The organism is Microbispora cellulosiformans, assembly GCF_008728085.1.
Classification (GTDB): domain Bacteria; phylum Actinomycetota; class Actinomycetes; order Streptosporangiales; family Streptosporangiaceae; genus Microbispora; species Microbispora amethystogenes.
This window is the reverse complement of record NZ_VYTZ01000005.1, coordinates 12,777-32,342: the sequence shown is the minus strand read 5'-3', so window position 1 is coordinate 32,342 and position 19,566 is coordinate 12,777. Positions and strand designations below refer to the sequence as shown.

Here is a 19,566-nt window from a genome sequence, read left to right as displayed (position 1 = left end):
GGGCTACTCCTCCCGCAGGCGGGGATTGAAGATCTCGTCCATCGCGTCGACGATCAGCACGATGCCGAGCGTGAGCAGCAGGATCGCGATCAGCGGGGCCATCAGGTACGGCAGCGCGGCCGGGGTGGTGAGCGCGCCGCCGTTGAAGACGGCGAGGTTGAGCATCACGCCCCAGTTGTTGGACTCGAACGGCAGCACGCCGAGGAAGAACAGGCCGACCTGGGCGTACACCGCGCCGGTGACGGCGATCAGCATGTTCATCGCGATGTACGGCGCCATGCTCGGCAGCAGCTCACGGCCGATGATGTGCCGGGTCGGCAGGCCGAGCCCGCGGGCGGCCTCGATGAAGCCGCGCTCGCGCAGCGACAGCGTCTGCGACCGCACGGCGCGGGCGATGCCGCCCCAGCCGAGCACCCCGAGCACCAGGCCCATCTCCAGCGGGCTCTCGAACTTCCACACGGTGGACAGCACGAGCAGCAGCGGCAGGCCGGGGATGGCGAGGTTCATGTCGGTCAGCCGCATCAGCACGGTGTCCCACCGGCCGCGGTGGAAACCCGCGAACAGCCCGATGGCGGTGCCGAGCGCGACCGTGATGACGGCCGTGGCGAGACCCGTGAGTAGCACGTACCGCGCGCCGGTGATCACGAGGGCGAGCACGTCGGTGCCCTCGAAGTCGGTGCCGAAGGGGTGGGCGAGGCTCGGCGGCGCGTAGAGGGCGTTGTCGTCGCGCGGCAGCTGGGCGGGGTAGAGCAGCGGCCCGGCCACGCCCATGAGCGCGAACAGGGCGACGATGACCACTCCGGCCATCCGGCTGGGTTTGCGCCGCAGCACCCGCCACACGCCGCGCCAGAAGTTGCGCCGCAGCGTGGCCCGGGTGGTCTCGGCGGGCGGCGCCGCCGGAGGCCCGGCGGGGTTGACGATGACGGTCATGCCGCGCCTCCGCTCCTGACCCGGGGGTCGATCACCGTGTACAGCAGGTCGGCGACGATGTTGGCGACGACGATGCCCACCGTGATCACCAGGAACGTGCCGCCCATCAGGGCGTAGTCGCGGCTGCTGATGCTGTTGACGAGCAGCAGGCCGAGGCCCGGGTAGTTGAAGATCTGCTCGATGAAGATCGAGCCGCCGAAGAGCATGCCGATCGACAGGGCGAGGATCGTGAACAGCGGCAGGATCGCGTTGCGCGCGAGATACCGGAACACGATGCCGCGCCGCAGGCCGCGCAGCTCCGCCGCGAGGATGAAGTCGTCGCCGAGCACGGCGACCACGTTCGACTTCATGGCGAGGATCCACCCGCCGTAGCTCGCGAGGGTGTACGTCACCACCGGCAGCACGGCGTGGTGCACCAGCGAGCCGATGTATCCGGGGTTGAGGCCGGGGACGAACTCGACGTCCACCGGCCCGCCGGACGGCATGATCGGCCACAGCGTGGCGAAGATCGCGGTGAGGAGCAGGCCGATCACGTACACCGGCACGCCGTGCAGCAGCGACCCCGACAGGGCGAGCGCGTCGCCGAGCCGGCCGGACCGCTTGATCGCGGCGTACACGCCCATGGTCACGCCGAGCAGGAAGCTGAGCAGCGTGCCGGCGAGGACCGGCAGCACGGTCCAGCGCGCCGCGTGGCCGATCAGCGTGGTCACCTCGACGCCGGGCGTGCTGAGCGAGCGCCCGAGGTCGAAGTGGAGCAGCGAGCCCAGGTAGCCCACGTACTGCTGCCACAGGTTGCCGGTGGGCAGGAAGCCGTACAGGACGGCGGTGGCCCGCTCGGCCTGCTCGGGCGACATGCCCTTCTGGATCAGGCTCTCGTACTGCCCGAGCACGGGGTTGCCGGGGATCTCCCGGATGATGACGAAGCTGATCGTGGCCACGGCCCAGATCATGACCAGGCCGCGTACGACGTGACCCGCGACCTTCCTGGCGATTGCGGCGGCCCGGTGCCGCCCGGGGACCGTCTGCGTCATGCCCGCCCCTTCTCCGCTTTCCTGATCATCCCGAGCTGCATCCACACGCCGGACGACAGCCGCAGGGCCTGGTCGTCGTCGGGCGGGAACGCCGTGTAGCGGGAGGTGTTGACGAACTGCGTGTTGACGTAGTCCCAGAGCTGGACGACCGGAAGCTGCTCGTTGGCGACCTTGGCGAGGACGCCGACGATGCGCTTCTGCTCCTCCTGCGACGCGTAGTTCAGCTTGCCGGTCAGCTCGCCGGGGTCGACGACCCCCGCCTCGTCGGCGTCGACCTTCTCGGGGCCGCCCATCCAGTTGCCCTCGGTGCCGGGCGCCACGTGCCGCAGCCGCCCGCCGAACATCTGCCAGCCGTTCGCCTGGCCGAACAGCCGCTGGAAGATGTTGTACGGCGACGGGCCGAGGCCGATCAGCCACAGTCCCAGGTCGTACTTGCCCTCGGCCAGCTCGCCCAGGTAGAGCGTGTAGTCGGCGGCGGTGACCACGCTCGCGTCGACGCCGTGGTCGGCGAGCTGGCTGCTGATCGACTTGCCCGCGGCGACCCAGTCGGAGAACGACGCGGGCACGTGGATGCGGACCTTCCAGGGGCTGCCGTCCGGCATGGCCCACCGGCCGTTCCGCTTGGTCATGCCCGCCGCCTTGAGTTCGGCGTCGGCCTTGGCGGGGTTCGTCCGATACTGCTCCAGGCCGTCGAACCCGGAGCCGAGCCAGGCCCGGGCGGCCTGGGCGTGGATGCCGGAGGTGGTGGCGGCGGGAGTGCCGCCCTCCGGGGAGGCGATCCTCGTGACCTGGGCGCGGTCGATCAGGTAGGCCAGCGCCCGCCGCACGTGCACGTTGTCGTACGGCTTGTGCGCCTGGTTGAACGCGAGCGAGACGGCGACCGGCGAGTAGCCCTTGATCACCTTGCTGCCGCGGGCCTCGCGGATCCGGTTCATGACGGCGGTGGGCACGGAGGTGAAGGGGGCGTTGTCCAGCCGCCCGGCGATCAGGTAGTTCCAGATCTGCTCGTTGCCCGTGTAGTTGAGGATCTTCACCTTGTCCGGCGCGATCTTCTGCCGGTCGTAGAAGTAGGGGTTGCGCGTGAGCAGCGCCGCGCCCGGGTTGACCCGCTCCAGCACGAAGGGCCCGGCCGACACGTCGTGGCCCGGGTCGAAGGCGATGACCTTCTCCGCCAGCCCGGTGATCGCGCTCTTCGCCTTCTCGGCCACCGCGCCCTGTCCGTGCTGGGCGGTCTTGAGCAGCTGCCAGAAGTCGGCGGGGAGGAGCTTGCCGAAGACGTGCGCGGGCACGACCACGGTCGACAGCAGGTTGGCGAGGAACGTCGAGCTGCGGTTGGCCCCCTGCGTGATCCGCACCGTGGTGGGGTCGACGACCTGGATGTCGGCGGCGGCGCCGGCCGCCTTCGGGTCCAGCGCGTACGCCGTGCCGCCCTGGGTATAGGCGAGACCGATCGAGACGCGCACGTCCTCGCTGGTCACGGGCACGCCGTCGGACCACTTGGCGTCCGGCCGCAGGTGGATGTCGACGTGCGACCGGTCGGGGGACGTCGTCCAGCTCCCGGCGATGGCCGGGTAGAACTGGTTGGGATCGGTGGGGTCGTTCTTGGGCCACGCCAGCGCCATGCCGTTGTATCCCGAGAAGACCGATCCGACGGGGTTGAACGGGTTGATCGGCGCGCTCGCGTTGATCTGCTTGCTGCCGTCGATCGTGGTGAACACGCCGCCGCCCGTGCGGGCGGTCTCCGTCGTCCCGGTAGTGCCGCAGGCGGTGGCTGTGGCGATCGACGCCACTGCCATGATCGCCGCGAGTCGCTTCATGGGCTGCTCCTGGTTCCCGATTGCCTGGACAATACGGGCGCACTCGCGACCCGTCAATTTTTTCCATGCCCGGAGACCGCCGTGGAGTTAATTTTTACCGATGCCTGTGACCTGCGGGAACGTCTCTCCGGTTGTGGTCATCGCGGTCGGCCGGCGAGCCAGCGGGCCGCCGCCCGCGCCGACGCCGTCGAGTTGCCGTGGGTGGCGAGGTAGAGCCGCCCGGCGGGCGTCCCGGGCACCCCGGTCTCGACCACCACGGCGTCCGGCCGGGCCCGCAGCGCCTCCTCCAGCAGGCGTCGCATCCAGGCGTGCCGTACGGCGTCGTGGACGGCGATCACCAGCGGGCGCCCGGTGTCGCCCAGCAGGGCGAGCAGGCCCGGCGCGGCCTCCTCGTCGTTCGCCTCGGCCGTCACGGTCCCGGGCAGGATCTCCTCCAGCGCCTGCCCCAGGGTGAGGGGGGTGACCCGGCCCACGGCCTGGCTGGGGCGCGCCGTCATGCTCACCACCAGCGGCGCCCGCGCCAGCACCCCAGTCCCCACCGGCCCGGCCGGTGTGTACGGGGTGGTGGGGAAAGCGGCGGGCGTAGCCGATGGGGGCGGCGTGCTCGGAATCGCAGGCCTGGCGGCGGTGGGCCTGGTGGGGGCTGGGAGCTCGGTCACCACGGGTCCTTCGGCCGGCGTGGCCGTGGTGGGTGCTGTGGTCACGCGCAGGGCGGCGGCGGCCGCGGCGAGGCCGAGACCCTCGTCGGCGTCACCGGCCGCCGCCGCCCTGGCGTCCGCCCGCGCGTCGTACCAGGCGGCCAGGTCCCGCACCCGGCCCGCCGCCTCGGCGAGGCGGTCCTCCTTCAGTCGTCCCTCGCGGACCGCCGCGGTGATCGCGTCGCGCAGCGCGTACACGCTCTCTCCCTCGGCCGAGGACACCCCGACGCAGATCGCGTCCGCCCCGGCGGCCAGCGCGCGCACCGCGATCTCGCCGGGGGCGTGCAGGGCGGCGACCGCGCGCATCTCGATGGCGTCGGTCACCACGAGCCCGCCGAACCCCATCTCCTCGCGCAGCAGCCCGGTCAGCACGGCCCGGCTCAGCGTCGCCGGGAGCGGGCCGACGGCGGGGACGAGCAGGTGGCCGCACATCACCGCGCGCACCCCGGCCGCGATGGCGGCCCGGAAGGGCGGCAGGTCGCGCCGTTCGATCACCTCCCGCGAGGCCCGTACGGCGGGCAGCGCGAGGTGGGAGTCGGTCACGGTGTCGCCGTGACCGGGGAAGTGCTTGGCGCAGGCGGCCACGCCCGCGCTCTGCAGGCCCTCGATCCACGCCGCGCCGTGGCGGCCGACCGCCTCGGGGTCGGAGCCGAACGAGCGCACGCCGATGACGGGGTTGCGGGGGTCGGCGTTGACGTCGACGACCGGGGCGTAGTCGAGCGTGACACCGGCCGCGGCGACCATCCGGCCGATCTGCCGCCCGACCCGCCGGGTCAGCGACTCGTCGTCCGCGACGCCCAGCGCGAGGTTGCCCGGCCAGGAGCTTCCGGTGGCGGCCTCCAGCCGGGTGACGGACCCGCCCTCCTCGTCCACCGCCACGATCACGTCCGGCCTCTCCCGGCGCAGCGCGGCGACCAGCGCCCTCGTCCCGTCCGCCGCGCGGGTGACGTTGCGGGCGAAGAGCACCACGCCGCCGAGGCCGTCCGCGAGCGCGCGGAGCAGCCAGGCGGGTGGCTCGGTGCCCTCGAACCCGGGCTGGAGCACGGCCATCGCCAGCCGGTCCAGGCCGTCGCCGCTCGCTCCGCCCGCGGTCACCGGACGGCCTGCCCGATCAGTGCGCGGTGCGCCGCGGCGGCCCGCGGATCGTCTCCGAGGGCGGCCCGCAGCGCGAGCGCGGCGGCGCCCACCGCCGCGTCCCGCGCGGGCACCAGGTCGGCCCACCTGCCCAGCTCCGCCCAGACCAGATGGGCGAGCTCGGTCGGCTCGGTCAGCAGCGATCCCGCCAGCACCAGCGGACCTCCGCCTCCCCTCGCCCACGCCCCGCTCCACGGGACGCCCTCCCCGCACACCACCCGTGCCGTACGGCACAGCCTGCGCGCCGCCTCGCCGACGACGCCGCGCGCCACCTCGTCGCCCTCGCGGGCGGCGGTGTCCACGACCGGCGCGAGCGTGCCGAGCCAGGCGGGCCCCTGCTCGGCGACCCGCGCGTACACGGCCGCCACCAGTTCCCCGGCGAGCGCGGGCCCGTCGTCCTCTCCGGCCGAGCCCGCCCCGAGGACGGCCTCGGCCACCCTGGCCACCAGGAGGGTCGGGGCGCCCCGGCCGTCGATGGCGTTCAGCGCCGCGGCGGCGCACCGGCGGCCCAGCCACACGCCCGATCCCTCGTCGCCGAGCAGCCAGCCGAGCCCGTCGGCCCGCCGTACGACGCGGCGGGCGCGGACGCGGGCGCCGATCGCGCCGGTGCCGGCCACCAGCACCGCGCCGTCCGGCTCGACGGTCGCCCCGGTGAAGGCCACGAGCACGTCGGAGACCACCACCGGACGTCCCGCGAGCCCCGCATCCCGCCAGGCCCGCTCGGCCGGTTCGGTCGCGCCGGCGACTCCCGCGAGGCCGAACACGCCTCCGGCGACCCGGGCGGGGTCGACGCCCGCCAGCGCGCCGAGCAGCGCGGCGCGCAGGTTGGCCGCCGGGTCGGGAACCGAGATCGCGTTGGCGCCGCCGGCCCGTCCCCGTCCGGCGATCTCGCCCGACTCCCCGGCCACGACGCAGCGCGTGCTGGTTCCTCCCCCGTCCACGCCGATGAACAGAGCCCCCACGACCGCTCCCTATGGAGATGCCTTCCATCAACCTATAAGTCGGTGGAAATTGTCTACAACGGTGGCCGGAGCGGCCGGGGGGCCGGGCTACTTCTGGCTCTCGGTGAGGTCCACCATCGCGGTGGCCGCACGGAAGAACTTGTTGCGGCCGAGGTCACCGATGGTCTTGATGTGGAACGCCTTCTTCAGCATCTCCGCGTCCTCCGCGCTGACCCCGGAGAGCGCCTCCACCGGCGCCTTGACGATCTCCTCCAGGCTCTTGTCCTCGTACGCGCGGTCGAGCAGCTTGGCAAGATCCGCTGTCACAGCCATGACTCCCCCAATCACCAGGCCCCGATACCTGGTGAAATGCCCCACGCACCCATTTCCTATGCGAGCGCGCGACGGCGCGGGCGGCGCGGGGCCGCGGAAGCCACCGCCGACGTTGATCTTTTCCCTTACTGTTCCCCCATGTCCGTCTATCGACGTCTCCGCCGCCTGCCGGCCCGCGAGGTCACCGTTCCCGTGGGCCTGGGCATCGCCGCACTCGCCCTCGCCCTGGTCGTGGGCGGCCTTGTGACCGTACGTCTCGGGCTCGGCGACGTCCGCCTCACCCTGGCCGAGGGACGCGCGACGCTGAACGGACCGGGCGTCTCCGGCACCTTCCAGCCCGACGACGGCCCGGCGGTCCTCTTACCGGCCGAGATCCCCTGGACCGACGGATCCGGCGCCGTTCACCATGGAGGACGGCCCGCGTGCCTATGGGACCGGGACCCCTCGGACGGCATGAACCGCATCGAGGGAGCCCGCGTGCAGGCGGGATACCGGTGGGTGGAAACCCCGGGCGAGACCTCTTATCCCCTGGTCATGTGGCTCCGTTGTCCCTGACACGCTCCCCGGCCGGAGGCCGGTCGTGGGGTCAGCCGGCCAGGTTGCGCAGGGAGCGCACCGACCAGACCAGGGTGAGCGCGGTCAGCGCGGCGAAGAGGGCGAAGGCCACCGGGATGGTCCCGGCGCTCAGGTCGCCGCGGAACAGCGACCGGCCCGCCTCGACGGCGTAGTAGAGCGGGTTGAACTTGGCGAGCGTCTGCAGCCACTGGGGCCCGAGCGAGACCGGCAGGAACAGCCCGGCGATCAGGGTCAGCGGCATGGCGAAGAACTGCACCAGTTGCGACATGCCGTTCTCGTCGCGCAGGGTCAGCGCCAGGCCGTAGGACAGGCTGGCCGCGAACAGGCCGGTCGCGGCCATGAGCAGCAGCACGAGGACCATCTCGGTCAGTCCGATCCGCAGGCCCATGAGCGCGGCGATCCCGATCACCAGGATCGCCTGCAGCACCAGGACGATCACGTCCTTGACGAGACGGCCCAAAATGATCGCGGGACGCCAGGCCTGGCTGACCGCGAGCCGCTCCAGCATGCCGTTGCGGGTCTCGTTGATCATTCCGAAGCCCGCGAACATGGAGCCGAACAAGGCGATCATCATCATGGAGCCCGGCGTGAACATCGCGAGCACGTCCGTCATCTTCCCGCCGGGGACCGTGCTCCTCAGCAGCGGCGCGAAGAACACCAGGTAGAGCACCGGCTGCATGATCCCGAACAACGGCCAGACCGGGTTGGCGAAGAGTTTCCTGAGCTCGTAGCCGAGGAAGAGCATCGTGTGTCGAAACATCGTGGAGTCCCGGAGGTCAGGCGGCGTCGCGCAGCGAGCGGCCGGTGTGCTTGAGGAACACGTCGTCGAGGGTGGCGCGTTCGAGGGAGACCGACCGGATGCCCAGGCCGTTCTCCTCCAGGGTGCGCAGCATGTGCATCAGGCCGTGCTCCCCGTCGTCGAGGTACGCGCGGACGGTGCCGGGCTCGGCCCGGACCTCCTTGACGTACGGCTGCGCGGCGAGGAGCTCCCGGGCGGCGTCGGTGTCCTCCAGCCGGAGCGTCACGACGTCGCCCGCGACCTCCTTCTTGAGCTCCTCCGGCGTGCCCCTCGCGACGATCTTGCCGTGGTCGACGATGACCAGCCGGTCGCAGAGCGCGTCGGCCTCGTCCAGGTAGTGCGTGGTGAGCAGCACGCTGGTGCCCTGCTCGCGCAGTTTGCGCACCTCGTCCCAGAGGTTGGCCCGGTTCTGGGGGTCGAGGCCGGTGGTCGGCTCGTCCAGGAAGATCAGCGGTGGCGCGTTCACCAGTCCGACGGCGATCGCGAAGCGCCGCTTCTGCCCTCCTGAGAGGGTTTTCGCGGGGCGGTTCGCGATCTCGGTGAGGCTGAACGCGGCGAGCAGCTCATCGGCCCTCGCCTGGGCCTGCCGGCGGGACATCCCGCTGATCCGGGCCGCGAGGAGCAGGCTCTCGATGCCGGGGGCGGTGTCGTCGACGCCGCCCGCCTGGCTCACGTAGCCGATGTTCTCCCGGACCTTGGCCGCCTCCCGGGCGACGTCGAAACCGGCCACCCGGGCGCTGCCCGAGGTGGGCACGGTGAAGGTCGCGAGCATCCGGACGGTGGTGGTCTTGCCCGCGCCGTTCGGGCCGAGGACCGCGAAGACCTCGCCCCTCTCGACCTGGAGGTCGATGCCGCGTACGGCCTCGACCTCCTCCTTCTTCCCTCGTCCTCGTTTCGCGTGAAAGGTCTTGCGCAGGTCGTGCGCTTCGATGATCATTTTCTCTCCGGTGATCAGGGGGTCACCAGCCTGATGGCTCACCCGGGGAGAGAGTCAACACCTTTTCGACGGCTCCCGGCCGCGGGACCATGTCAAAGGTCGCGGACGGCGCGAGCCCCCTTCCCGGAGGTCCCGGGAAGGGAGTTCGCCCGGATCGGCGGGAGGACCGCTCAGACGCGGGAACGGCGCAGGGCCGTGATGCCCGCGCCGGCTCCGACCAGGCCGGCGACGAGGCCGAGGCCGCCGAGCACCAGGGCCGCGGTGCCGCTGCCGCCCTCGTCGTCGTCATCCTCCGCCGCGGCCACGGACGGCGCCACGGCGGCGGCTGTCGGAGAGGCCGCGGCCTCGTCGCCGCCGTCCCCCGCCTTCGGCGCGACGAGCTTGAGCGTGGGCGCCGGGTGCTCGGCCTCGGACCCGTCGGCCTTCGGCGGGTCCGCCCACTTGACCACCTCGCCGTTCGAGTAGGTCTGCTCGGTGGGGAAGGACAGCGCGTCCACGTTCTTGGGCAGCGGGCCGACCGAGGCCTCGAACTCCTGGAACTGGCCGGACTCGATCTTCCCGCCGGTCCAGGTGATCTTCAGCACCGATTCGGTGATCTTGTCGCCGTCGTCCGACACGACGGGCTGGGGCAGCTTGCCCTGGGTGACCTCGACCTTCCACCCGGACACCGGGCGGACCGAGACGAACGGCAGCGGGTGATCGGTGGGGAACGCCACCTCCACCTTGGTGGTGGCGGCCTCGTCGCGCTCGTTGGGCACCCGGAAGGCGATCTTGGTCCAGCCGCCCTGCTCGGCGGTGCCGGGGTTGACGGTGACGTGGGCGAGGGCGGGCAGGGAAAGACCGAGGGTGAGGGCGAGGGCACCCGCGGCGACCGCCGACACACGGCGGACGTATGAAGTCATGGGGGTTCTCCAGTCTCTGTACTGAAATGCCGGGGACGCGCGAGCAGGGGCACCTCGGGAAGACGGCTGGAAGACAGGGCCGCCGAGCGGAACGAGGGGCTCTCGCACCGCTGTTTCCCGCATGGCAGGCCTCCGCAGGGCACGTCTCCCCCTGTCGTGGGGCGGCGGAGGAGACGCCTCCGCCGGGAGAAACGCGCCGCTCGCGCGGGACGCTCAGAAGACGGGAGAAACGGGTGGCCCGCGACGGACGACCGCGTGCCGCAACACCCATGCCGGGCGTGGCAGGCGGGTCCGTCCTCGCGCGGCGCGCACACGGGGACGGGTGATCCCCGCGAGACCGGCCCGCAGCAGCGCCACCAGCGCGGCGAGCATCGTGAGGCAGCGGGCCGCCCCGGCGCCGATCCGGCGCAGCACCGACCACAACGCCTCCTCGCCGCGCGACAGCCACAGCCCGGTGAGCAGCGCGGCGGTGAGGTGGGCGGTCAGCATGCCGGTCTGGGTGGTGAGACCGCCGTGCCAGGTGATGTGGGCGGGCGCCCCGGCGGAGGCCGAGGCGTCGAACAGCAGGTGCAGGAACGCCTGTGCGCCGACCAGCAGCCCGACGATCACCTGAGGAGACCGTTCCCGGCCCGCCGCGACCGCCGCGCCCGCCGTGACGGCGAGCACGCCGACGAGCAGCGCCCCGGTCGTGGGCCCGCCTCCTCCGGCGAACCAGTGCGCGCCCACGGCGAGGAGCACGCCGACGGCCGCGAAGGCGGCCGACCGCGCGAGCCGGAAGGGGAGCGTGGCGCGCATGACGCCGGGATTATCGCACACCGCCGTGATCTCGTCCCTGGGTCTCGCCCCGGCGATTCATGCCCGCTGCGGCCCTGCGCACAGGCACCGGAAGGCGCCATCGGCGGCTGAAGTTTTCACCGCGACGTCGTGATCGCGGCCGGCGAGTGCGGCAGCACTCCCCTAACGGCAACAATCCGGTCATACTCATGACCGACCAACGGTGCCGAACCGAGGAAACCCCCCGATGACCTCTCCCCCCGGGCGGCGCGGCTCCATCGCCGCCGGGCCGATCGCCGCCGTCGTGGCGACGGCGGCGGCCGTGCTGCTGCTCGCCCTGTGGTTCGGCGGCGCCGGGCCGCGCCCGGCCATCGAAGGGCTGCCCTCCCCCGGCGTGCTGACCACCCGGGGCCTGCCCGTCGCCCGCCTCGTGCTCGACGTGTGCGCCGCGGCGACCGTCGGCGTGCTACTGGCGTCCGTGGTCCTCATGCCCGCGCGTGCCGGGGCCGTGAGAACCGGGAAAACGACCACCATCCCGTCACGCACCAGCCGTTCACGCACTGGATCCGCGGACGCTGGGGACGCCGAGGGTGCAGCCTCCCGGCGACTGGCCCGGGCCGCCGCCGCGTGGGCGGCCGGGTGGGCGCTGAGCGCGGCGGTCACCGAGGTCCTGACCCTGTCGGACTTCCTGGGGCTGCCCGCGGGCCAGGCGCTGCGCTCCGGCGCTCTCTACGTGTTCCTGGTGAACATCCCGCAGGGCCAGGCGTTCGCGCTGGTGGCGGTGGCGGCCGCGGCGGTCGCCGCCGGGGCGCTCCTGCCAGGGGGACGCGCCTGGCGGGCCGTGCTGCTGGCGGTGGCGATCCTCGCGGTGCTGCCCCCGGCGTACGTGGGGCACTCGGCCTCGGCGGCCGACCACAACCTCGCCGTCCTCAGCCTGATGGCGCACGTCACGGCCGTCGTACTGTGGACCGGCGGCCTCTACGCCCTCGTCGCGCACCTGCGCGCCGCGCCCGGCCTGGCCGTCGCGGTGAGCCGGTTCAGCACGCTCGCCCTGGGCTGCTTCGCCGCCGCCGCGGCGTCCGGCGCGCTCAACGCCTGGGTGCGGCTCGGCGCGCTCCCCCCGCTGTGGCAGTCCAGGTACGGCCTGCTGGTCCTGGCCAAGATCGCCGCGCTGGCCGTGCTGGGCTGGTTCGGGTGGCGGCACCGGCGCGCGACGATCGAGGCGCTGCGGTCCGGCACGTCCCGCGCGCCGTTCGTCCGGCTGGCCGCCGGGGAGGTCACGGTCATGGCCGGCACCGTGGCGCTGGCCGTGGCACTGGGGCGCAGCGCCCCGCCCGCGGGCGAGGCCCAGCACCAGCACGACGCCCTGGGATACGCCCTCCCGCCGTTCACCCCCGGCACGCTCGTCACGGACCTGCGGCCCGACCCGATCGCGCTGATCCTGCTCGCGGCGGCCGCGGCGGCCTACCTGTCCGGCGTACGACGCCTGCGGGCGGACGGCGCGGGGTGGCCGGCCGGGCGGACCGTCTCCTGGCTGGCGGGCCTGCTGGTCCTCGCCTACGCCACGTCCGGCGGGGTCGCGGCGTACGCGCCGGCCATGTTCTCCGCCCACGCGGCGCAGTACGCGCTGCTCGGCGCGGTGGGGCCCGCCCTGCTCGCCGCCGGCGCCCCGCTCACCCTGTGGCGGCTCGCCCATCCGGGCCCGGACGCGCTGGACGGCCCGGCGGCCCGCACGCTGTCCCATCCGGTGGCGGCGCTGGCCCTGTACGCGCTGCCGTACCCGGCGCTGTATCTGACCGGGCTGTTCGCGTTCGCCCAGCCGAGCCTCGCCCTGCGACTGGCCGCGCAGACGGTCGTGGTGGTCACCGGGGTGATCTTCTTCGTCGTCACGGCCGGTGTCGACCCGCTCCCGCGCGCGATCCGGCCGCAGGTCCGCGCGTGGATGCTCATCGGGGCGATCGCCGTACGGGCCTGGACAGGCCTCGCGGTGCTCACCGGACCGGGGCAGGCGCCGCAGTGGTACGCGGCGCTCGGGCTGCCCTGGGCCCCGGACCCGGCGGCCGACCAGCGGACGGGGGCGCTGCTCGGCACCGGGGCGGAGGTCGCCGTCCTGGCGGCCCTCCTCGCGCTGCTGCTCGCCCGGCTGTTCGCGGCGCGGCGGCGGACCGCCGCGGCGCCGGTCCCCGCCACGAGCCGGCGGGTGTGATCGCGGAACCCGGACGGGGCGAAAGCGGCCGGCGGAGCGAGTGACCCGCCTCGGCCCGCTTCGACGACCCGCGTCGCCCAATCCGACAGCGGTCCGGGCCGCCCGGCCGAGTGGGCTCGGCCGCTCACCTCGGGCGTTCGCCGGGCGGCCCGCCCTCAGCCCTCACGCCGTCCCGCCGGACGCAACCCGTCGAGGACGATCTCAAGCGCCTTGTCCTGCAGTCTTTCGTCCCAGCCGCCTCGCTCCGCCGCCGCGGAGACACCGGCGATGAGCGCCATCAGCTCGGGACCGGTGACATCCGGCCGGATGTCACCGGCCTCCTGAGCGCGCCGCAGGGGCACGTCCAGCGCCGACTGCAGCTTCAGCGCGGCGGCCCTGGTCTCCGGCTCGATGTCGATCCCGGCGAGCGCGAGCGCGTCGGAGAACGCCCGCTTGGTGCGGGACTGGGTCACCATCCTGGTGAAGAACCCGACGACCGCGGCTCCCGCGTCCGGCGCGTCCGCCAGCGACTCGGCCTCGTCGATCAGAGTATGCAGACGGGCCCGCATGATGGCCTCGATCAGCGATTCCTTCGTGCGGAAGTGCCGGTAGACGGTGCCGACGCCGACCCCGGCCTGCTGGGCGATCTCCTCCATCCGGGCGGAGACTCCGGTCCTGGCGAGCACCACCTCCGCGGCCTCGAGCACCAGTTGCCGGTTGCGCCGGGCATCGGCTCGTGCCGGGCGTGCGGGATCGCCACTCGTTGACATGCGGAATCCAGGTTCCGCATCCTGATGCGGAATCACGATTCCGATTGTAGGCGACGCCCCGTCCGCTGCCACAGTCCCATCCGGGCTGAACGAGAGCGGCTGAAGGCCGCCCTCCGCATCGGTCCTGGCGTGGCCGGGACTCTTCGTCCTGATAGGAGAAAAGCGCGTCATGAGCGATGTGGAAGCCGCAGAAGCCGCGCCGATGGCGGCCGGCGCACTGCGGCTCGTATTCGGCGGGATTCTGCTGTGCCTGTTCCTCAGCACCCTGGACCAGACCGTCGTGGCCACCGCGCTGTACGGGATCATCGCCGACATCGGGCGGAGCTCCGGCCTCGGGCAGGCCTCCTGGATCATCACCGCGTACCTGCTCACGTCGATCGCGGCCACGCCGCTGTACGGCAGGCTCTCCGACCTGTACGGCCGCAAGCCGGTCTACCTCGTCTCCATCTCCGTCTTCATGGTCGGATCGATCCTGTGCGGGCTGGCCGGGAACATGCCCGAACTGATCGTTCTGCGTGGCCTGCAGGGCATCGGCGCGGGCGGCCTGCAGTCGCTGGCGTTCGTGATCGTCGGTGACGTGGTGGCCCCCCGGGAAAGGGCCAGGTTCCAGACGCTGTTCTTCGCCGTCTTCACCATCGGCGGCATCGCCGGACCCCTGATCGGCGGCCTGTTCGTCAGCGCCGGCACGCTGCTCGGCGCGGCCGGCTGGCGCTGGATCTTCTTCGCCAACATCCCGTTCAGCCTGACGGCGCTCGCTCTCATCGGCGTGTTCATGCGGCTGCCCAGGCCGGGTCTCCGGCACAAGATCGACGTCCTCGGCGCCGTGCTCGTCGTCGCGGGCGTGGTCAGCCTGCTGCTCGTAAGCGTCTGGGGCGGCCAGGAGTACGCGTGGAGTTCACCGCAGATCATCGGACTGATCGTCTGCGGGCTGCTGCTGCTCGCCGCCTTCGTCTGGTGGGAGCGCCGCGCCTCCGAGCCGATCCTTCCCATGCACCTGTTCCGCGACTCGATCTTCACCGTCTCCTCCGTACTCGCCCTGGTGATGGGCGTCACCAGCACCGGTGTGCTGGCGTTCCTCGCCCTGTACCTGGAGGGCGCGAAGGACGCCTCGCCGACCGAGGCGGGTCTCGGGCTGCTGCCGCTGATGCTCGGGCTGCTGCTCACGTCGTTCTTCTCGGCACGGCTCATCGCGAAGACGGGGCGCTACCGGCCCTTCCCGATCGCCGGATTCGCCGTCTCGGGGATCGGCATGGTGCTGCTGTCACTGCTCGACGAGAACACCTCGGGAGTCATCCGCTCCCTGTACCTGGCGGTGGTCGGCATGGGCATGGGCCTCGGCATCCAGGTCCTCACCGTCGCGGTGCAGAACTCCGTCGAGCGCAAGGACATGGGGGTGGCCACCGCCGCCGGCCCGTTCTTCCGCGCGATCGGCGGCTCGTTCGGCACCGCGCTGTTCGGCGCGATCCTGACGACCACCCTGGTCGCCGACCTGCGGACGAGCCTGAACGGGCAGCGCCTGCCGAGCGGCCGGGACGTGTCGTCCATTCCGCCCGTCGGCGAGGTGCACAGCTGGCCCGCCGGGATCCGCGCCGCCTTCACGCACGCCCTGACGCACGGCTGGTCCCTCGTATGTCTCGTCGCCGCCGGCTTCCTCGCGGCGGGCTTCGTGCTGAGCTGGTTCCTCAAGGAGGTGGAGCTCGGCGGCGCCCCCGCGCCGAAGCCGAGCCCCGCGTCCGCCAAGGCGTAGGCCAGGCCTCCGATCTCCGCGTGGCGGAGGGTCAGCGGCGGCCGCGGGGGGCGCCGTCGCGGTCCCTCCGGACGGTGGGCCGCTTGCCCTTGATGGTGGTCTGGCGCAGCGCCTCGACCACCTCGTCCACGGCGGCGTCGGGGATCTCGACCAGGGTGAACCGGTCGGCGATCTCGATGGCGCCGATCTCCCGCCCGGTGACCCTGGTCTCCCCCGTGATCGCGCCGACGATGTCCTGGGGGCGCACCCCGGCGCTGCGGCCGGCACCCACGAACACCCGGCTCATCGCGCCGCCGCCGCGCCGCCCGCGCCGGTCGTCGCGGCCGTACCGGTCGTCGCGGCCCTCGCGCGGCCCGCGCTCGGGGCGCGGCGCGCGCGGCGCCACCTCGGGGATCTCCTCCTCGTCGGCGGCGGCTCCGGTGGACTCGTGGGCGAGCTTGACCGCGGCGAGCGCGATGTCCATCAGGTCGAACTCGTCGGCGAGCGTCTCGACCACGACCCTGAAGCGGTCGAGGTCGCCGTCCTCCATCAGGCTCTCCTGCAGCGCGGCCCGGGTGAGCTCCAGGCGGCGGGCGCGCAGGTCGGCGACGGTCGGGACCTTCTCGACCGTGATCCTGCTGCGGGTGACCCGCTCGATGGTCTTCAGCATCCGGTGCTCGCGGGGCTCGGCGAGCGTGATCGCGACGCCCTCGCGGCCGGCCCGGCCGACCCGGCCGATGCGGTGCACGTACGACTCGGGCGCGGACGGCACGTCGTAGTTGATGACGTGCGTGAGCTGCTCGATGTCGAGGCCGCGCGCGGCCACGTCGGTCGCCATCAGCAGGTCGGCGGTGCCGCTGCGCAGCCTGCCCATCACCCGGTCGCGCTGCTCCTGGCCCATGCCGCCGTGCAGGGCCTCGGCCCGGTAGCCGCGGCCGTTCATCGTCTCGGTGAGCTGGTCGACCTCCTCGCGGGTGCGGCAGAACACGATCGCCGCGGTCGGCGCCTCCACGTCGAGCACCCGGCCCAGCGCGGCCGGCTTGTACGCCCTGCTCACGATGTAGGCGCTCTGCCGGATGAGCGGCGCCTCCCCGGCGGCGGGCGCCTCCCGCTCGATCCTGATCCGGACGGGCTCGCGCAGGTGGCGGCGGGCGATCCCGTCGATGCGCGGCGGCATCGTCGCGGAGAACAGCACGGTCTGCCGTTCCTCGGGGATGTCCTGGAGGATCGCCTCGATGTCCTCGGCGAAGCCCATGTCGAGCATCTCGTCGGCCTCGTCGAGGACGACCATGCGCAGCCCCTTCAGCGGCAGCGTCCCCCGGCCGATGTGGTCGAGCGCGCGGCCCGGCGTGGCGACGACGACGTCCACCCCGCGCTCCAGCGCCCGCAGCTGCCGGCCGATCGGCTGGCCGCCGTAGATGGGCAGCACCCGCGTGCCGAGGTCACGTCCGTAGCGGTGCATCGCCTCCGACACCTGGACGGCGAGCTCACGCGTGGGCACGAGCACCAGCCCGGCGGGCTCGCCGCCGTCGTCCGCGCCCCCCGCGTGGAAGACGCCGTGCAGCCGCTGCAGCATGGGCAGCGCGAAGGCGGCGGTCTTACCCGTCCCGGTGGCGGCCTGCCCGAGCAGGTCACGACCTTCCAGCAACGGCGGGATGGCCTCCCGCTGGATGGGGGTGGGCTCCTCGTAACCGAGGCCGGACAACGCCTTGAGGAGCTCCGGACCAAGCGCCAGGTCGGCGAAGCCGGGTCCGTCTTCGATCTCGTTCACGGACATGTCAAGCTCCTCATGGGGCGGATGTGCACGGGAAGACCCTACGGTCTTTCCGCCCGTACCCCGAACGGCACCCCCGCACCCGGCGGCGCACCTGGGGTGACCGTACGGGCCCGGGGCGACCGCACGGCCGGGCACGGAATAGCGTACGACCGTGGATCTTCGGGAACTGAGACGCGCCAGGTTCGCGGTGTCGGTCGTCTTCGCCCTGCACGGCGCGGTGACGGGTGGTTTCGCCTCCCGCATCCCCTGGATCCAGGATCACGTGGGTGTGGGGACCGGCGGCCTCGGCCTGGCGCTGCTCGCCCCGGCGGTGGGCTCGATCCTGGCGATGCCGACCGCGGGCCGGATCACGCACCGGTTCGGCGGCCGGGCCGTCACCCGGGTCTCGATCGGCCTGTGGTGCCTGGCCCTCGTCCTCCCCCCGCTGGCGCCCAACCTGCCGCTGCTGTGCGCGGCGCTCCTGGCGTACGGCGCGGTGGCGGGCGTCGCCGACGTCGCGATGAACGCCCAGGGGGTGGTGGCCGAGCAGCGGCTCGGCCGTCCGATCATGTCCGGCCTGCACGGGATGTGGAGCGTGGGCGCGCTCGCGGGCGGCGCGGTGGGGACGCTGGCGGCCAACGCGGGACTCGACGCCCGCGCGCATCTGGGCGGGGCCGCGGTCGTGCTGGTCCTCGTGGCCCTCGTGGTGGGGCCGCTGCTGCTCGACGTGCGGGCGGACGAGGAGGAGGCGGCCCCTGCGCACTTCGTGCTGCCGTCGCGCGGCGTCGTGCTCATCGGGCTGGTGGGCTTCTGCGCGGTGTTCGGCGAGTCCGCGGCCCAGGACTGGTGCGCGGTCTACCTCGGGCAGGTGACCGGCGCGTCCGAGGCCGTGGGCGCCGCCGCGTACACGGCCTTCGCCTGCACGATGGCTGCGGGCCGGCTGTGCGGCGACGCGGTGGTCCGCAGGCTCGGCCCGGTCACGACCGTCCGGGGCGGCGGCGCGCTGGCGGCGCTCGGCGCGCTGCTCGTGGTGGCCGCCCGCACCCCGGTCCCGGCGGCCACCGGGTTCATGCTGATCGGCCTGGGGATCGCGGTGGTCGTCCCCCTGGTGTTCGCGGCGGCGGGCCACGCCGGGCGCACGCCGAGCGAGGGCGTCGCGGGAGCCGCCACGGTCAGCTACGCGTCGGGCTTCGTCGCGCCGAGCGCGATCGGCGGGATCGCCTCGCTGACCGGGCTGCCCGCGTCGTTCGGCCTGGTCGCCGTGCTGCTGCTGGCGGTCGCGCTCGGCGCGGGCAGGCTCGCGCCCTCCGCGCGGGAGGCGCCTCAGCGGACGGCGCCGACCCCGCACAGGAAGTAGTTCACGACGCTCAGCAGGCGCGGATCGAAGGCGTCGTGCTCGGGCCGCCACTGGTGCAGGTTGACGACGCCGGGCTCGACCAGGTCGAGCCCTTCGAAGAACGGGGTGATCTCGCCCGACCGGCGGGCGACGAACTGCGCCGAGGCGCCCTGGTAGATCCGCTCCACGTCCGGCGCGCGCTCCGGGCGCTCGTCGACCGCGACGTGCGACATCGCGAGGTAGCTGCCGGGGGCGAGCGCGTCGCGGATCCGGCCGATCAGCCGGCGGGGCTCGTCGGAGTCGGGCAGGAAGTGGACGATGGCGAGCAGCAGGACGGCGACCGGCCGGCCGAAGTCCAGGTGGCCGCGCACGTCCGGATGGGCCAGGATCTCCTCCGGCCGCCGCAGGTCGCCCTGCACGACCCGCACCTCCGGGCTGTCCTGGAGCAGCGCGCGGGCGTGTGCGAGCACCTGCGAGTCGTTGTCGACGTACACCGTCCGCGCGCCGGGTGCGTGCTCGGCCGCCACCTGGTGGACGTTGCGCTGGGTCGGCAGGCCCGCTCCGATGTCGAGGAACTGCCGGATGCCGCGCCCGGCGAGGAACCGCACGGCGCGGACGAGGAACTCCCGGTTCTCCCTGATGCCCAGAGGGACCTCCGGCACGTGCTTCAGCACCTGCTCGGCCGCCGCGCGGTCGGCGGGGAAGTTGTCCTTGCCGCCCAGGAAGTAGTCGTACATCCGGGCCGCGTTGGGCACGTTCGGATCGAAACCAGACCCGGCGCCCGATGCTGTGACGGGCCCGCTGCCGGTCCCGGACTGCCCCGGATCCATGGTGATCTCCCCCCTCGCCAGTGGAGATCACTGTAACCACAGGCGGGAAATCGGCGCCATCTTCATCTGATCGCGAAGTAGAACGCGATAT

At 73.0% G+C, this 19,566-nt stretch carries 17 protein-coding genes; 4 read left to right on the top strand and 13 right to left on the bottom strand.

The genetic code is table 11. The features are described 5' to 3' along the window. Positions 1-3: 3 nt before the first annotated feature. The 6 genes from F5972_RS14345 to F5972_RS14320 all read right to left on the bottom strand — a co-directional run bounded on the left by F5972_RS14345 (position 4) and on the right by F5972_RS14320 (position 6,878). A complete protein-coding gene (locus tag F5972_RS14345; RefSeq protein ID WP_150934002.1) occupies positions 4-930 on the bottom strand; it encodes an ABC transporter permease in 927 nt (308 codons plus the stop codon). Next, positions 927-1,961, bottom strand: coding sequence for an ABC transporter permease (locus tag F5972_RS14340; RefSeq protein ID WP_150934001.1), 1,035 nt, complete (start codon positions 1,959-1,961; stop codon positions 927-929). The genes F5972_RS14345 and F5972_RS14340 overlap by 4 nt, the downstream gene beginning before the upstream one ends. Beyond that, on the bottom strand, positions 1,958-3,778 hold the full coding sequence (locus F5972_RS14335; RefSeq protein WP_150934000.1) for an ABC transporter substrate-binding protein: 1,821 nt from the start codon (positions 3,776-3,778) through the stop codon (positions 1,958-1,960). Before F5972_RS14335 ends, F5972_RS14340 begins: the two co-directional genes overlap by 4 nt. 137 nt (positions 3,779-3,915) lie before the next feature. Beyond that, on the bottom strand, positions 3,916-5,571 hold the full coding sequence (locus F5972_RS14330) for a glycoside hydrolase family 3 protein (protein WP_225311484.1): 1,656 nt from the start codon (positions 5,569-5,571) through the stop codon (positions 3,916-3,918). Continuing rightward, entirely contained in the window at positions 5,568-6,572 is a 1,005-nt protein-coding gene (locus F5972_RS14325) for an N-acetylglucosamine kinase (RefSeq protein WP_225311483.1), read from the bottom strand. Before F5972_RS14325 ends, F5972_RS14330 begins: the two co-directional genes overlap by 4 nt. Before the next feature lie 87 nt (positions 6,573-6,659). Continuing rightward, a complete protein-coding gene (locus F5972_RS14320) occupies positions 6,660-6,878 on the bottom strand; it encodes a hypothetical protein (RefSeq protein WP_225311482.1) in 219 nt (72 codons plus the stop codon). Positions 6,879-7,022: 144 nt separating this feature from the next. On the opposite strand from F5972_RS14320, the gene F5972_RS14315 reads away from it, so the two are divergent. Continuing rightward, complete coding sequence (locus F5972_RS14315) at positions 7,023-7,439, top strand: hypothetical protein (RefSeq protein ID WP_150933998.1); 417 nt, start codon at positions 7,023-7,025, stop codon at positions 7,437-7,439. Between the two features lie 31 nt (positions 7,440-7,470). Here F5972_RS14315 and F5972_RS14310 read toward each other — a convergent pair whose 3' ends face one another. The 4 genes from F5972_RS14310 to F5972_RS14295 form a co-directional block, all read right to left on the bottom strand. Further along, positions 7,471-8,220: an ABC transporter permease gene (locus F5972_RS14310; RefSeq protein WP_150933997.1), complete on the bottom strand. Its 750-nt coding sequence runs from the start codon at positions 8,218-8,220 to the stop codon at positions 7,471-7,473. Between the two features lie 16 nt (positions 8,221-8,236). Beyond that, positions 8,237-9,196: an ATP-binding cassette domain-containing protein gene (locus tag F5972_RS14305; RefSeq protein ID WP_191910120.1), complete on the bottom strand. Its 960-nt coding sequence runs from the start codon at positions 9,194-9,196 to the stop codon at positions 8,237-8,239. Positions 9,197-9,366: 170 nt separating this feature from the next. Next, positions 9,367-10,098, bottom strand: coding sequence for a YcnI family copper-binding membrane protein (locus F5972_RS14300; protein WP_150933996.1), 732 nt, complete (start codon positions 10,096-10,098; stop codon positions 9,367-9,369). Between the two features lie 213 nt (positions 10,099-10,311). Next, complete coding sequence (locus tag F5972_RS14295) at positions 10,312-10,893, bottom strand: MFS transporter (RefSeq protein WP_150933995.1); 582 nt, start codon at positions 10,891-10,893, stop codon at positions 10,312-10,314. A 226-nt stretch (positions 10,894-11,119) separates the two neighbouring features. Between F5972_RS14295 and F5972_RS14290 the strand changes: the two genes are divergently transcribed. Then, positions 11,120-13,078 carry a cytochrome c oxidase assembly protein gene (locus F5972_RS14290; protein ID WP_150933994.1) on the top strand — a complete coding sequence of 653 codons (1,959 nt, stop codon included), beginning with the start codon at positions 11,120-11,122 and terminating at the stop codon, positions 13,076-13,078. 155 nt (positions 13,079-13,233) lie between these two features. On the opposite strand, the gene F5972_RS14285 is transcribed toward F5972_RS14290, so the two are convergent. After that, a complete protein-coding gene (locus tag F5972_RS14285) occupies positions 13,234-13,827 on the bottom strand; it encodes a TetR/AcrR family transcriptional regulator (protein WP_150933993.1) in 594 nt (197 codons plus the stop codon). Positions 13,828-13,996: 169 nt separating this feature from the next. Between F5972_RS14285 and F5972_RS14280 the strand changes: the two genes are divergently transcribed. Then, positions 13,997-15,574 (top strand): MDR family MFS transporter, encoded by a 1,578-nt coding sequence (locus tag F5972_RS14280; RefSeq protein ID WP_150933992.1) that lies wholly within the window; start codon positions 13,997-13,999, stop codon positions 15,572-15,574. Positions 15,575-15,605: 31 nt separating this feature from the next. On the opposite strand, the gene F5972_RS14275 is transcribed toward F5972_RS14280, so the two are convergent. After that, positions 15,606-17,330 carry a DEAD/DEAH box helicase gene (locus F5972_RS14275; protein WP_150933991.1) on the bottom strand — a complete coding sequence of 575 codons (1,725 nt, stop codon included), beginning with the start codon at positions 17,328-17,330 and terminating at the stop codon, positions 15,606-15,608. Positions 17,331-17,481: 151 nt separating this feature from the next. On the opposite strand from F5972_RS14275, the gene F5972_RS14270 reads away from it, so the two are divergent. Continuing rightward, positions 17,482-18,666 (top strand): MFS transporter, encoded by a 1,185-nt coding sequence (locus F5972_RS14270; RefSeq protein WP_150933990.1) that lies wholly within the window; start codon positions 17,482-17,484, stop codon positions 18,664-18,666. On the opposite strand, the gene F5972_RS14265 is transcribed toward F5972_RS14270, so the two are convergent. Next, positions 18,633-19,475: an SAM-dependent methyltransferase gene (locus F5972_RS14265; protein ID WP_150933989.1), complete on the bottom strand. Its 843-nt coding sequence runs from the start codon at positions 19,473-19,475 to the stop codon at positions 18,633-18,635. The genes F5972_RS14270 and F5972_RS14265 overlap by 34 nt on opposite strands. Positions 19,476-19,566 lie beyond the last annotated feature (91 nt).

Bases quoted from the DNA above. Each gene is read 5' to 3' on its own strand.
- F5972_RS14275 (WP_150933991.1), bottom strand. From the start codon at position 17,330: ATGTCCGTGAACGAGATCGAAGACGGACCCGGCTTCGCCGACCTGGCG.
- F5972_RS14290 (WP_150933994.1), top strand. From the start codon at position 11,120: ATGACCTCTCCCCCCGGGCGGCGCGGCTCCATCGCCGCCGGGCCGATC.
- F5972_RS14285 (WP_150933993.1), bottom strand. From the start codon at position 13,827: ATGTCAACGAGTGGCGATCCCGCACGCCCGGCACGAGCCGATGCCCGG.
- F5972_RS14340 (WP_150934001.1), bottom strand. From the start codon at position 1,961: ATGACGCAGACGGTCCCCGGGCGGCACCGGGCCGCCGCAATCGCCAGG.
- F5972_RS14300 (WP_150933996.1), bottom strand. From the start codon at position 10,098: ATGACTTCATACGTCCGCCGTGTGTCGGCGGTCGCCGCGGGTGCCCTC.
- F5972_RS14310 (WP_150933997.1), bottom strand. From the start codon at position 8,220: ATGTTTCGACACACGATGCTCTTCCTCGGCTACGAGCTCAGGAAACTC.
- F5972_RS14345 (WP_150934002.1), bottom strand. From the start codon at position 930: ATGACCGTCATCGTCAACCCCGCCGGGCCTCCGGCGGCGCCGCCCGCC.
- F5972_RS14305 (WP_191910120.1), bottom strand. From the start codon at position 9,196: ATGATCATCGAAGCGCACGACCTGCGCAAGACCTTTCACGCGAAACGA.
- F5972_RS14280 (WP_150933992.1), top strand. From the start codon at position 13,997: ATGAGCGATGTGGAAGCCGCAGAAGCCGCGCCGATGGCGGCCGGCGCA.
- F5972_RS14315 (WP_150933998.1), top strand. From the start codon at position 7,023: ATGTCCGTCTATCGACGTCTCCGCCGCCTGCCGGCCCGCGAGGTCACC.
- F5972_RS14335 (WP_150934000.1), bottom strand. From the start codon at position 3,778: ATGAAGCGACTCGCGGCGATCATGGCAGTGGCGTCGATCGCCACAGCC.
- F5972_RS14295 (WP_150933995.1), bottom strand. From the start codon at position 10,893: ATGCGCGCCACGCTCCCCTTCCGGCTCGCGCGGTCGGCCGCCTTCGCG.
- F5972_RS14265 (WP_150933989.1), bottom strand. From the start codon at position 19,475: ATGGATCCGGGGCAGTCCGGGACCGGCAGCGGGCCCGTCACAGCATCG.